We start from the raw sequence: 13483 nt of genomic DNA, 5'->3' as shown, positions 1-13483 counted from the left end.
GTCCTAGAACGCGCATCCCGGCTTGACGCCGAGTTTCTTGAAGACGATGGCCGCCGGGCAGAAGCCGGTGAACACTGACTGCAGCATGTTGAGCCCAACGAAGACCGTCAGCCAGACAAACAGCGGCGAAACCCAGGCAGTCAGCGCAACCGACAGCAGCACCATGATGCCGGCAAACGCAAGAACGGAACGATCGAGTGACATCACCATCTCCATTTGTATATGATCATATCTAAATATATGAATGTTATCGTTGGCTGCAAGAGGCGTCGCCATCGAATTTGCCGCTGGCGGCTGCGGACCGTTCATGTGCCCGCCAGTCGTCATCCGGGGAAAGGCCGGCGGTGCCGGCTCGTCCCGGTCAGGCAGCCGGCGCATCTGCGGACGCCTCGATCTTGATCTGCTTGAGCTTGTCGATACCAAGCACCTGCAGCGCGAGGCGCTCATAGAAGGGTTCGGACTTTCCGGTTCTTATCTTGTGCAGGAAATACTTCTCGAAGCCGACCTTGGCGGTGTGCACCCATTTGCCGGAGGACGACCAGTTGACGTTGCGGGGCGGGATTTGCGGCTGCGCCACGAAGGCGACGCCGGAATCGCCGAAATCGGCTAGGCAGATTGCATTCCACGTGCCCTGGGCGTCGGGCTCTTCCCCCTTCACCAGCTGGCCAATGTTGCGGGCCGTCGCCGTCACCATGGATTCGATCATGAAGCCGGTCTTCGGCACACCAACCGGAACCGGCGTCTTGCCGACCGGCGGGATAGCGACACAGACGCCGACCGCGAATATCTCGGGGAAGGCAGGGTTGCGCTGGTGCTTGTCGACAAGGATGAAGCCACGCGGGTTGGTGAGGCCCTCGATGCCACGCACCGCCGCCACGCCGCGGAATGCCGGCAGCAGCATCGCATAGACATACGGCAATTCATGCGCCTGCCTGACCAAACCGTCGTCGGCGATCTCCTGGACGAACATCTTGCCCAGATCGATCTTGTCCACCTTGGCGTTGCATATCCACTTGATGTGATGCTGGCGCATCTCGCTCTCGAGCAGGCCCTTGGTGTCGCCGACGCCGTCGAGGCCGAGATGGCCGATATAGGGTTCCGAGGTGACGAAGGTCATGGGAACGCGATCGCGCACCTTGGCGTCGCGCAGCGCCTTGTCGAGGATGAAGGTGAATTCGTAGGCCGGCCCGAAACAGGACGCGCCCTGGACCGCGCCGATGACGACCGGACCCGGCCTTGCGACGAGCGCGTCGAAGGCCGCCTTGGCCTTGAGGGCGTGATCGATGTGGCAGACCGATTGCGTGTTGTGCTCCGGCCCGAGGCCTTCGATCTCGTCGAAGGCGAGTTCGGGGCCCGTGGCGATCACCAGATAGTCGTAGGGGACCCTGCCCCCGTCATTGAGTTCGATAGACCGTTCGGCCGGGTGAATGCGCCGCGCCCCTTGCGGATGAAACCCGATGCCGCGGCGTGCCAGGACCGGAGCGAGGTCGACTTCGACCGCCTCCCTGTCGCGCCAGCCGACGGCAACCCAGGGATTGGACGGCACGAAAGAATAGCGGCTGCCGTTGTTGACGACCGAAACCTTGTGTTCCTTTGCCAGTTCATCGCGAAGCTCGTAGGCCATGATGGTGCCTCCCAGTCCGGCACCCAGGACGACAATATGCGCCATGCTCTTTCCTCCTTTGCGGCGTCGCTTGCAGCGATGCCGACGTTTTCGGTCTCCAAGGCTCACGGGCAGCGTTGCCCAGTCTGCGCCGTTGCGGTCAGCTGCGACTTGATGCGGATCAATAAGGCTGCTTGGACCGGATTGCCGTTCGCATCGATCCGCTGGCTTGACAGGCGCCAGCGTCAAACTATTATTATTTGTAACTCTTAATATGATAATGTGTTCATATGCGCAATATAAAAATTACCGAATTGGGCAAGATGGCGCGGGAAGCGTCCGAGTTGCTCGCGGCCATGGCCAACGAGAAGCGGCTGATGATCCTGTGCCATCTGCTCGATGGCGAGACTAGCGTCAACGAACTGGCCGAGCTGGTCGATATGAACCAGTCGGCGCTCTCGCAGCAGCTTTCAAAATTGCGAGCGCTCAAACTTGTGGACACAAGGCGTGATGCCCAGCAGGTCTACTACCGGCTGGCTTCATCTAAAGTCGAGCGAATCCTGCAAACGCTCTACGGCATCTATTGCGATCCCGAGGCCAGAACGGCCAAGACAAGGTGACGGCGTAGGACGCCGACGATAGCAAAAGAGCGCCTCCTCAATAGTGGGTGTTGCGATGTAGCGGTCTCCCGCTACCAACCCCGGACAGGGCAGAGACCCTTTCCCATTTGCACGCCGCAGCCGCCGATTACAGCCCGAGCCGAAAGCAGGCCCTTCACTTCACCAGGAAGGTCCGCCTACGCAAAGGCATGCTACATTCCTGGCCTTACAGAAAGGCAAAGCCGTGAGGCGATATTCGCCCACGCTTCAGCCAATCACAGCGCAGCGGATTGAGCGCGCGCTCGATCGCGTCGCCGAGATCATCGTGGCGCGGGGCGATCATGCTGAGGCATGGCTGCCGCTATACGACCATTTGGAACGCGCCCTGCGAGATCATCAAGCCAAGGAGGACCGCCTCGCCACGGTACGCCAGCGTGTCATACGATCGCAGGGTCGAACGGCAGCACGATCTTCATAAGTTCCTCTTGCCACATCTTCATGTCGCCACCCTCGCCATATTTCGGACGGTCGATCGTGTGGCCCATCAGCATGCGCCGAAGCTCCTCGTCCAACCTGCCGTTCTTCATGCGGTCTTCGAATGAGTGGCGCAGGGAATAGACGGTGTGATTGTCGGTTGGGAACAATTTGTGGTTCTTGAAATGCTTGTTGAGCAGGGCTGACAGTGACGCCTCGCGATCCTTGTAGCGCGGGAAGCCCTTGGGATGTTTTTTGAACACCTCAAGCGCCACGCCGACTAACGGCACCTTGCGGACCGACGAGGCGGTCTTGATCTCGCGAGGATCGTCAGGATCGTCGCGCGGTTCGACCGAAATATGCGGCACCTCATGATCAACATGGATGACACCCTCATGCAGGTTCGCAAGTTCGCTCGGTCGGGCCCCGGTCTCAGCGAAGGCAAGCACGATTCCTCTCGCCTCCTCATTGAGAGCTACAAGCGCTCCAGGCGCAAATATCTTGTCGCGAATCCAGTCGGTCGGGAACGGCGGCCGACTGCGCTTCGACCTGTCGGTGAATGACAGATCGGCAAACGGGTTTTTCTGTTCGGGGAAACCGAGATGGCGAAAATAGTCGGCGTATAGGGTTCGAAGGTTGCCCATGTTTCGGTTGCCTGTCGACGCCGAACGATCCGCTCTGCCTATTTCGGGCGCTACTCGGTCCAGCCAATATTTGTGCACCACTCGCGCGTCCTCGCGCGTGATCTCACTCATTGCCTTGTCGCCGACCAAGCCGATAAACACATCGACGCTCATTTGGCGCTTTGCCTTCCAGCGCTTCTTTTGGTCAGGGCTTTTGCCCCGGATTTCGGCGCGAGCAATCTCGTTGAAATACAGATCCAGCGCTTCCGATATCTTGTCGTCAGGATGGTCGACCGCGCCGCCGACGGCGTCGATAGAAGGTGATTTGGCGGGCTCCCCTATTGTGCTCTCGACCCGCTGCAGAATCGTATCGAGCGGCTCGGCGACCAGGATCTCGGCGAGTGGTCGATAGACGAAACCCAGCGACTCGGCACGCTTGACGGCCTGGCGGTATCGGACACGCGCCGCCTGTGGATTTTCACCCAACATCAGCGAAGCCCACAAAGCATTGTCAGCAGCCTCGTGGAGATCCCTGGCGGTACGCGCCTTCATGCGATCAGTGGTGTCAAGCGCGCGGCGCACGAACACCCCACGCTCGTCGAGGTCCCTGACCTCTCTGGGCACCCGCCGGTAGTAGTGGAAATGATCGCCCCTCAATTGCAGGAAGCGGTCTGGATCATGTGCTTCGCGTCGTCTTCCCACGGCCTCTACAGACCCCATTTGTATCACAATAGGTAACACAATATGTAACACAAAGTCGACAATTGCCGCAATACCGATCGCCATAATTGGCAAATCATTTAACAAATTCATGCACTTAAAGGGAAAGCCGATGGTACCGTTGGCTGGGATCGAACCAGCGACCTCCGGATCCACAATCCGGCGCTCTAACCATCTGAGCTACAACGGCACGTTTGCCTGAGCAGATCGGAGTGGAAAGTCCCGGCGATCTGCTCTGTCGTTCGGCGATGCGTCCTTACGGGCTTATGGATTCTAATTCAAGGCTTTTGGAAAGCAAAGGGCAGTTGCCCACATCTCGCCGCAACGATGCTGGTTTCGCCGGGCAAAGAAAAAGGCCGGCGGGAGGAGGTGCCGGCCTTTTCCTGTTACGAGCCAGCGGGAGGAGGTGCTGGCTGGTCACCCCGGGAAGCAGAGGGAGGAGGTTCCACTCGCCGGGTATTCGTTGATAGCTGTCATCATACGCTTTATTGGCTTGAAGAAAACGCGACCTTTTGTTGCATCTTCCAACCAAGCGCAAACATTAGGCAGCCTTAATGTCCTTCACGGCCTTCTCGAAGGCGGTCTTGATCGGCTTGGAGACGTCTTCGGCCGCCTTGGAGGCAACAGCCTGGAAGTCCTTGGCCTGCTCGACGGTCATCTCGACGCGCTTGCGCAGGAAAGCGGTCTGCAGCTCCACGACTTCCGACAGCGACTTGGCGCCGATCAGGGCTTCGAGATGCGAGAAGCCGGCTTCGGCATTGGCGCGCAGCGCCGCGATGGTCTTGAGCGACAGGTCGCCGGAAACAGTCTTGGCGGTCTCGTAGGTCGACTCCAGAGCCTTCTGGGTCTCCTCGGCGCCGGTCTTCAGCTTGGCATAGGCCTCTTTCGACTGCTCAACGCCCTTTTCGGCGAAAGCGCGGATCTGGTCGGTGGCCTTGGAAGCGTCGAAGCTCGGGAACTCAACGTTTTCGATCGTCTCGGCGGTCTTGGTCCTGGACATTTTCCATCCTTTTCAGCGGCAGCGGCTTTGACAGAAAGCCGTCTCGTTCATGTATGATGGCAATATAAAGGCAATTTTTGTGCATTGCAATATCTTTGTTGCACTGCACAAAAAAATTGTTTTCCGCCGTTAACCAAAAGCCCAAATTCCAGCCTTTGCACGTTCTGGCTTGTGGACCTTCGCGCCTCCGGCTTTTATTAACAAAGCGTTAACTGCAAATTTCGCCGCTCCGTGAGGGTTCGCCAAGCGCATGCCGTCCGAATACTCCTTCCTCGATGTCGCCGTGCTCGACGCGGTCCGCCAGCGGTTTGCCGCCGGCGACGCGATCGCGATCCTGTCGGTGGATCTGGAACAGGTGATCTGGGCCAATGGGCCGGGTGCCGCCGCGTTCGGCTATCCCGACATCGAAGCCATCATCGGCGCGTCGGCGCGGCTGCCGCTGATCGCCCGCCGCCAGATCATGGCGACCAGCGGCTTTCCCGAGATCGGCAGCGACCGTGCCATCACGGTCCGGCTGGCAACCGGAATGACCAGCCGCGCCGCCGGCTTCCTTGCCAGCGCCGTGACGCTGCCCGATGACGAGAAGGCGATCATGCTGGCGGTGCCGGCGGCCCAGACGGGTTCGCGCAGTGCCGCCGAAATCGCCAACCGGGCGATCAGTGGGTTTACCGAAGACGGTCATTTCATTGCGTTCATCGATGCCGAAGGCAAGGTCGAGGCAGCGTCCGAGGGCTTTGCGGCGCTCGGCATCCAGCCCGAGACGCTCGCGGCCCTGGTGGCCGACGTGGCTGCCGAGAGCGAGCGCATCGTCAAGCGCCTCGTTCCGGGCGGCAAGACATCCTACCCGGCCGGCCTCGCCCGGCTGACGCCGGAGCGTCATCTCCTGGTGGTGATCGACGAGAATCAGCTCGAGGAGAGCGGCGCCACCGAAGGAGCGCCGGCGGACGACTGCTCCGACGGAGTGGCCGCTGGCGCCGCCGTGCAATCCCAACCCGAGCTCGACAACGAGCCGGCGGCAGAGCCGCAGGCAGAAACGGTGGGCCAAGAACCCGGCCGTGCCGGAGCCGCCGCTGAAGACATAGTGGAACCGGCAGCGCGGGAGAGCGCGGAAACGGCCGGGCAGACACCGGTCGCGGCAAACAGCGACCAGCCGCCGACAGGCGGAACGCCGTCGCAGCACGACCACTGGTACTTCAATGCCGACGAGGACGATGGGCGGCCAGCGCCCGCGGCGCCCGACCCGGAAACCGTGCCGGGACAGACCGCCGCTGACGCTGCCGTCGAAAAAAGCGGAGCGGATGGCATCCAGGCAGCCTCCCCGACTGTCCCGACCGCAATCCCGGCTGCCAGGACGATAGACCGCTCGGCGGCGCCGATGCGTTTCGTCTGGCGCACCGACGCTGAAGGTAAGTTCAGCACGTTGTCACCGGAGTTCGCCGATATCGTCGGCCAGCCGGCCGCCGATGTGATCGGCCGGCGCTTCAGGGATGTCGCGGCGACCTTCGGCCTCGATGCGTCCGGCGAAATCGCCGGCCTTCTGGAGCGGCGCGACACCTGGTCCGGCCGCACCGCGCTGTGGCCGGTCGTCGGCACCGACCTGAAGATCCCTGTCGACCTCGCGGCTTTGCCTGTCTATGGCCGCAGCCGCGCTTTCGAAGGCTTCCGCGGCTTCGGCGTTGCCCGCCCCAGCGACGCCGTCGTCGATCCCGAAGCGATCGGCATGGCACTTATGCCCAACGGCAAGGCTCCGGCGGCACCAGAAGCTGTCGAACCCGCCGCCGAAGAGCCGAAAGCCGGCGAACCGAAGGCGGATCCGTTCAAGGGCGAGGTACCGGCGCTGACCATCGTGCCGAAACCGGAGCGGCGCTTTGCCGACAAGGTAATCCGGCTGGCTGAACACCGGCAGCCGGTCAATGACAAGGGGCTGTCGACCCTGGAACGCAGTGCGTTTCGCGAGATCGGCGAACGGCTGAAGAAGGACAGTTCGACGGCCGAGCCGCCGGAGGCTGAAAAGCCCGGCGTCGAAAGCCCCGCGGAACCTGCGGCAGAAGCACCCGCTGAACCCGTGGCGGAAGCACAGGCGCCGGCCGTGAAGACGGACGCTCCAGCCGATGCGACCGGCGAGGTTTCGGAGGCAGATGCCGCAACGCCGCCCGAAGAGCCGAAGGATGCCGGCGAACACCCGACGACAGAGCCCCAAGGCGACGCGGCCCTGGCCGAGCCCTCCGAGACCGAAGTCGATGCCGAGGACGAAGCGGATCTTGCGCGGCTCGACGGCGTGGACGAAGCAGTTCGTGCGGAAGACGACACCTCGCGCGGCGCAACCGGCTCGCTGCTCGACTATGCCGACCAGAGCGAACCCGGCCCCGTCGCGGACAATGACGAGCCTGCCGTCTCCGAACCGGCAGCGGCGGAACCGGAGAGCACCGAGCCCGCGACGGACGCCGAACCGGTTGGCGCAGACATGACGCATGAGCCTGTCGACGACGACAGCATGACATCAGCCGATTTTCGCGATGCCGAGGACAATGAGGATTGGGCCGGCAGCGAGGAAGGCGCCGCGCCCGACGAGCAGGCGGCCAGTGACGGGGCAGAGGCCCGCGCCGAGCGGCCGCGCCTGCAGGTGCCACCGCTCAAGACCGAAGGGTTCACGCCGTCTGCATTTTCCGTCGGCGACGAAAGCAAGGCTCCGGACACCTTGCTGCTCGGCAAGCTGCCGGTGCCGCTGCTCATTCATTCGGGCGACCAGCTGCACTACGCGAATGAGGAATTCCTGAACCTGACCGGCTACGCCGCGCTGGACGATCTTGAGGATGCCGGCGGCCTGGGCGCGCTGTTTGCCGACCCCTACGCCGAGGACGGCGTCTCCGACGGCAGCGACCGGGCGCTGCGGCTGAAGACGCGCGATGGGCAGGAATTTCCGATCGACGCCATCCTGCGCTCCGTTCCCTGGCGCGACGGCAAGGCACTGATGCTGGTCGTGCGCCGTTCCGGCGAGGATGAGACGCCTGTAGCTCTGCATGTGGTCGGTGATGAGCCTACACAGCCCGACATTTCCGAACTCAAGGCGCGCATCGCCGAAATGCGCACCATCATCGATACCGCCACCGACGGCGTCGTGCTGATCGGCACTGACGGCACCATCCGCTCGATCAGCCGCCCGGCCGAAGCGCTGTTCGGTTTCGACAGCGACGAGGTGACCGGCAAACCGTTCGCATCGCTGTTTGCCATCGAAAGCCAGCGGGCGGCGCGCGACTATCTCACCGGACTGTCCGAACCGGGCGTGGCGAGCGTCCTGAATGACGGCCGCGAGGTTATCGGGCGCGAGGCGCAGGGTCGCTTCATCCCGCTGTTCATGACCATCGGCCGGCTGCCCAACGACAGCGGCTTCTGCGCCGTGGTGCGCGACATCACCCAGTGGAAGCGGGCGGAGGAGGATCTCACCCAGGCGCGTGCGGTGGCCGAACGCGCCTCCTCGCAGAAGACCGATTTCCTCGCCCGCATCAGCCACGAGATCCGCACGCCGCTCAACGCCATCATCGGCTTTTCCGAGCTGATGGTCGACGAGAAGTTCGGGCCTGTCGCCAATGACCGCTACCGCGACTATTTGCGCGACATCAACCGCTCGGGCAACCATGTGCTGGATCTGGTCAACGACCTGCTCGATATCTCCAAGATCGAGGCCGGCCAGCAGGAGATGGCCTATGAGGCGGTGTCGCTTAACGACACGCTGGCCGAGACGGTGGCGATGATGCAGCCGCAGGCCAACCGCGAGCGCGTCATCATCCGCTCCAGCTTCGCCTCGCGGCTGCCGGAAGTGGTGGCCGATTTGCGCAGCGTGCGCCAGATCGCGCTCAACATCCTGTCCAATGCCATCCGCTATACCCAGGCGGGCGGCCAGGTGATCGTCTCGACCGCCTATGAGACCTCGGGCGATGTCGTCATGCGGGTGCGCGACACAGGCATCGGCATGAGCCAGGCCGAGATCGAGCAGGCATTGAAGCCGTTCAAGCAGATCAACGCCCTGAAGCGCGGGCGTGGCGACGGCACCGGACTTGGCCTGCCGCTGACCAAGGCCATGGTGGAGGCGAACCGCGCCCGGTTCACCATCAATTCGACGCCGGGAGAAGGAACGCTTGTCGAGGTCGCGTTCCCCTCGACCAGGGTGCTCGCGGAATAACAGGTTGGGCAGCCAGAAGGTCGGGCAGCCAGCAGCCAATTCCGGCAAAAAGAAAAGGCGCCCAAAGGACGCCTTAGAGATGGAATTGCTGTCACAACGGGGGCTTGAGCGAATTCAGATCCTCCGGGGGCTGAGGAACGGGATTTCTCCCTCAAGTTACATGCGACTATCGACGCCGGGCCTTAACAAGTCCTTACCGGCGCCGCGGAAAATTTACGAATGTGTACCACTCGTGAAATCTAGGTAAATTCGCGCGACATATTTGGTTAACCATGCCGCTTGTGGTCACTCGGCCAGCTGCGGCAGGTCGCGGAACAACTCCAGCGCCTCTGGATTGGCGAGCGCTTCCTTGTTCTTGATGACGCGGCCATGGACCACGTCGCGTACCGCGAGTTCGGTGATCTTGCCAGACTTGGTGCGGGGAATGTCCGACACCGCGACGATCCTGGCCGGCACGTGGCGCGGGCTCGCGCCACTGCGGATCTTGGCGCGGATGCGTTTTTCGAGTTCCTCGTCGAGCTGCACGCCGGCTGCAAGGCGCACGAACAGCACGACCCGCACGTCATTGTCGAAATCCTGGCCGATGCACAGTGCCTCCAGGATCTCCGGCATCTGCTCGACCTGGTTGTAGATCTCCGCCGTTCCGATCCGCACGCCGCCCGGGTTGAGCGTGGCGTCCGAGCGGCCGTGGATGATCATGCCGCCATGGACGGTCCATTCGGCAAAGTCGCCATGGCACCAGACATTGTCGAAACGCTCGAAATAGGCGGCCCGGTATTTCTTGCCCTCGGGATCGTTCCAGAAGCCGATCGGCATCGCCGGAAAAGCCTTGGTGCAGACCAGTTCACCCTTCTCCTGACGGACCGGCCTGCCGTCGTCGTCCCAGACATCGACGGCCAGACCAAGGCCAGGCCCCTGGATCTCGCCGCTCCAGACCGGCTCGATCGGCACGCCTAGCACGAAACAGGAGACGATGTCGGTACCGCCGGAAACCGAGGCGAGATGGACGTCCTTCTTGATGCCGTCATAGACGAAGCGGAAATCCTCGGGCGACAGCGGCGAACCGGTGGAGGAGATCGCCCGCACCGTCGACAGATCATGGCTGCGGATTGGCTTGAGACCAGCCTTGCGCACCGAATCGATGAACTTGGCCGAGGTGCCGAAGAAGGTCATCTTCTCGGCATCGGCGAAATCGAACAGCGTGTTGCCGTCGGGGTAGAAGGGCGAGCCGTCATAGAGCAGCAGCGTCGCGCCCGAAGCGAGGCCCGACACCAGCCAATTCCACATCATCCAGCCGCAGGTGGTGAAATAGAAGAAGCGATCGCCGTCGATGAGGCCGGCATGCAGCCGGTGTTCCTTGACATGCTGGATCAGCGTGCCGCCGGCCGAATGGACGATGCATTTGGGAACGCCGGTGGTTCCCGACGAAAACAGGATGTAGAGCGGATGCGAAAACGGCAGCCGCTCGAAGGTGACGGGCTTGACGGCGAAGAGCGACAGCGCCTCTTCCATTGCCATGCCCTTGTCGATGGTCGCTGCGACATCGGCAGAGGTGCCGAGGTAGTCGACGACCAAGACCTTGCGGACGGTACCGAGCCTGGCCGCGACCGCCGCGATCTTGTCGGCGACCTCGATCGCCTTGCCATTGTACCAATAGCCGTCGGGCGCGATGAAGACGACAGGTTCGATCTGGCCAAAGCGGTCGAGCACGCCCTGTTCGCCGAAATCGGGGGAGCAGGAAGACCAGACGGCACCGATCGAGGCCGTGGCCAGCATGGCGGCAATGGTCTCCGGCATGTTGGGCATCATCGCGGCAATGCGGTCGCCCTTCTTCACCTTGAGCGACAGGAAAAGCTGCTGCAGGCGCGAGACCAGGCCATGCAGTTCGCTCCAGGACAGCCGCCGTTCGACCTTGTCCTCGCCACGAAACACGATTGCCTCGCCAGCGCCGGTCTTCTTCAACAGGTTCTCGGCGAAGTTCAGTGTGGCATCGGGAAAGAACGATGCGCCGGGCATCTTGTCGCCATCGACCAAGGCGCGCTCGCCCTTTTCGCCGACAATGCCGGAAAAATCCCACACCAGGCTCCAGAATGCCTCGCGGTCCTCGACCGACCAGCGGTGAAGCTCGGAATAGGAAGGAAACGCTGCGCCGGCTTTCGCCTCCGCGGCCTTCATGAAACCCGTCAAGGGCGCGGCATCAATCTGGCCTTGCGTCGGGGTCCAGAGCGGTACTTCGGCGGCCATGATCGATCCTCCCAAGGTCGTCACCGCTTATGCATATCGCAGCGCAGCAGAGCAAGATTTTGTTCGGCCGATGCGGGCAAGTGTGCGCAAATGCCATCGCCGGGCCATAAAGACTTGAAATGCCTCAGCCCTAAGTCGTAGTGACGACTGGACGATTTTTGTCGGAACGGAAGCATACAGGGCGATATGCCGTCATCCTTCATCCGCCGCGGAGTATGGGCGATCGGCGCTGCCGTGATCGTCATCGCTCTCGTGGTCGCCGCCCTGCCGCTGATCGCCTCGACGCGCATCGTGCGCGACCGCATCGCTTGGGAAATGAGCGCGTGGAGTGGCTTTCGCGTCGCCATCGATGGCTCGCCGCGCATCGAGGTCTGGCCGAATTTCCGCGCGATCTTGACCGATGTGACGCTGTCGAAGTGGACGGACACCGATGCGCCGCCGGTCGTCGAGGCCGAACGGGTCGAGGTCGACCTCTCGGCCATGGCGGCATTGCGCGGCGATGTAGAGTTTTCCACGGCACGGCTGGTGCGGCCGACGATCCGGGTGCAGCGGTCGGCGGACGGCCTGTTCCTGCCCACGGCGCCGACCGGTGGCCGCATCGCGCGCTCCATCGACGCGGCGCGCGGCGTGGTCAGTGCCGATCCCGCCAAGCCCGATCTCGACAAGCTGCCGACCGACACGTTCGGCACGGTGGAGTTCAGGGACGGCCGCATGGTGGCATCCGTCAACGGCAAGGACGTGGAGATCCTGAGCAGCCTTAGCGGCCAGGCGACCTGGGCGGCGATGAACAGCAATGCGACGCTGTCGGCAACCGGAATCTGGCGCGGCGAAAGCGTGACCGTGGACGCCGCCTCGGCAAAGCCGCTGGTGCTGTTTGCCGGCGGCATGGCACCGCTTGCCCTGTCATTGAAGGCCGCGCCCGCCACTTTCTCCTTCGACGGCACGGCCAGCATGTCCGAGAATGCCTATTTCGACGGCCAGGTGAAGTTCGCGGCTCCCTCGCTGCGCCGCGTGCTGGAATGGACGCAGGCTGGCATTGCGCCGAGCGCGGCGATCGGCTCGGTCAGCATTTCGAGCAAGGTCACCGCGTCGGCCGGGCGCATCAAGTTCGAGAACACCGCACTGGCGCTGGACAACAATCCAGGTATGGGCGCGCTGGACCTGTCGCTTGGCGACGCGCAGCCGGTGATTTCGGGCACGCTTGCCTTCGACACGCTCGACCTCAGGTCGTTTCTGTCCGCCTTCACGCCGCTGGGACCGGCAAGCGGGGCCGGACCGGGTGACGTCGAGACAAGTTTTGCCGATCGGATCAACCTCGATCTCAGGCTGTCGGCGGCGCATGCCACGGCGGGTGCCATCCAGCTTGCCGATGTCGCCGCCACCGCCCAGGTCAAGGATGGCCTTTCCGTCTTCGACATCTCCGACGCCTCGGCCTTTGGCGGCAACATCCAGACCAGCCTTCGTTTCGACCGCAAGCCCGAGGGCACCCAGGTCGAAATCCGGCTGCTCGCATCCGATGTCGACGGCGGCGCGTTCGCTACGGCTGCCGGGATGACCCGGCTGGTGCCGGTCGGCACGGGTACGGTTTCGGTCATCCTCAAGGGACCGGGCAGGACCTGGGATTCGATCTTTGAAAATGCCGATGGCTCGGTCTCGGCGACCTTCGGCCCCGGCGCGCTCAGCAAGTTCAACCTGCCGGCCTTTCTCAAGCATACCGAACAAGGCGGCTTCTTTGCACTCGATGACGTTTCGGACGGGACATTGCCGATCGACGGCGCCGAAGTGAAGGCAACCATTTCGAGAGGCGTGGCAAGGCTGGACAAGGCCGAGGCCAATTCGGCGAAATACAAAATCTGGCTTTCCGGGATCGCCTCCTACGCCGGGCGCGGGCTGGCACTGTCCGGCGGCGTCATCCAGCCGGACCAGGCCGCCACCCAGGCGAATGGCCAGCAAGGCCCCAACCAGTCGTCCTTCTTCGTCGGCGGGACATGGAGCACGCCGTTCATTTCGCCGATAAGCCGCGGCGTTTCGGGCGAGTAG

The 13483-nt window shown here is 62.8% G+C and carries 8 protein-coding genes and 1 tRNA gene; 3 read left to right on the top strand and 6 right to left on the bottom strand.

Going from position 1 to position 13483, the window contains the following annotated elements:
- Positions 1 to 3: 3 nt before the first annotated feature.
- Positions 4 to 204: a DUF2892 domain-containing protein gene (locus FJ978_RS14035; RefSeq protein ID WP_023765238.1), complete on the bottom strand. Its 201-nt coding sequence runs from the start codon at positions 202 to 204 to the stop codon at positions 4 to 6.
- 157 nt (positions 205 to 361) lie between these two features.
- On the bottom strand, positions 362 to 1669 hold the full coding sequence (locus FJ978_RS14030) for an FAD/NAD(P)-binding oxidoreductase (RefSeq protein ID WP_140572569.1): 1308 nt from the start codon (positions 1667 to 1669) through the stop codon (positions 362 to 364).
- A 224-nt stretch (positions 1670 to 1893) separates the two neighbouring features.
- Here FJ978_RS14030 and FJ978_RS14025 point away from each other — a divergent pair, with 224 nt between their 5' ends.
- Entirely contained in the window at positions 1894 to 2223 is a 330-nt protein-coding gene (locus FJ978_RS14025) for a metalloregulator ArsR/SmtB family transcription factor (RefSeq protein ID WP_140572568.1), read from the top strand.
- A gap of 416 nt (positions 2224 to 2639) precedes the next feature.
- On the opposite strand, the gene FJ978_RS14020 is transcribed toward FJ978_RS14025, so the two are convergent.
- The 3 genes from FJ978_RS14020 to FJ978_RS14010 form a co-directional block, all read right to left on the bottom strand.
- Entirely contained in the window at positions 2640 to 4085 is a 1446-nt protein-coding gene (locus FJ978_RS14020) for an integrase (protein ID WP_348640312.1), read from the bottom strand.
- A 47-nt stretch (positions 4086 to 4132) separates the two neighbouring features.
- A tRNA-His gene (locus tag FJ978_RS14015) sits at positions 4133 to 4209 on the bottom strand.
- 351 nt (positions 4210 to 4560) lie between these two features.
- A complete protein-coding gene (locus FJ978_RS14010) occupies positions 4561 to 5019 on the bottom strand; it encodes a phasin (protein WP_013893743.1) in 459 nt (152 codons plus the stop codon).
- Between the two features lie 250 nt (positions 5020 to 5269).
- On the opposite strand from FJ978_RS14010, the gene FJ978_RS14005 reads away from it, so the two are divergent.
- A complete protein-coding gene (locus FJ978_RS14005) occupies positions 5270 to 9199 on the top strand; it encodes a PAS domain S-box protein (protein ID WP_140572567.1) in 3930 nt (1309 codons plus the stop codon).
- A 285-nt stretch (positions 9200 to 9484) separates the two neighbouring features.
- Here the strand turns inward: FJ978_RS14005 and FJ978_RS14000 are convergent, their stop codons facing one another.
- Entirely contained in the window at positions 9485 to 11443 is a 1959-nt protein-coding gene (locus tag FJ978_RS14000) for an acetoacetate--CoA ligase (RefSeq protein WP_140572566.1), read from the bottom strand.
- 186 nt (positions 11444 to 11629) lie between these two features.
- On the opposite strand from FJ978_RS14000, the gene FJ978_RS13995 reads away from it, so the two are divergent.
- Entirely contained in the window at positions 11630 to 13483 is a 1854-nt protein-coding gene (locus FJ978_RS13995; protein ID WP_023776571.1) for an AsmA family protein, read from the top strand.

The sequence above is a fragment of the Mesorhizobium sp. B1-1-7 genome (assembly GCF_006442705.1).
In the GTDB taxonomy this organism is placed as follows: Bacteria; Pseudomonadota; Alphaproteobacteria; order Rhizobiales; family Rhizobiaceae; genus Mesorhizobium; species Mesorhizobium opportunistum.
This window is presented reverse-complemented; position numbering and strand designations above follow the sequence as displayed.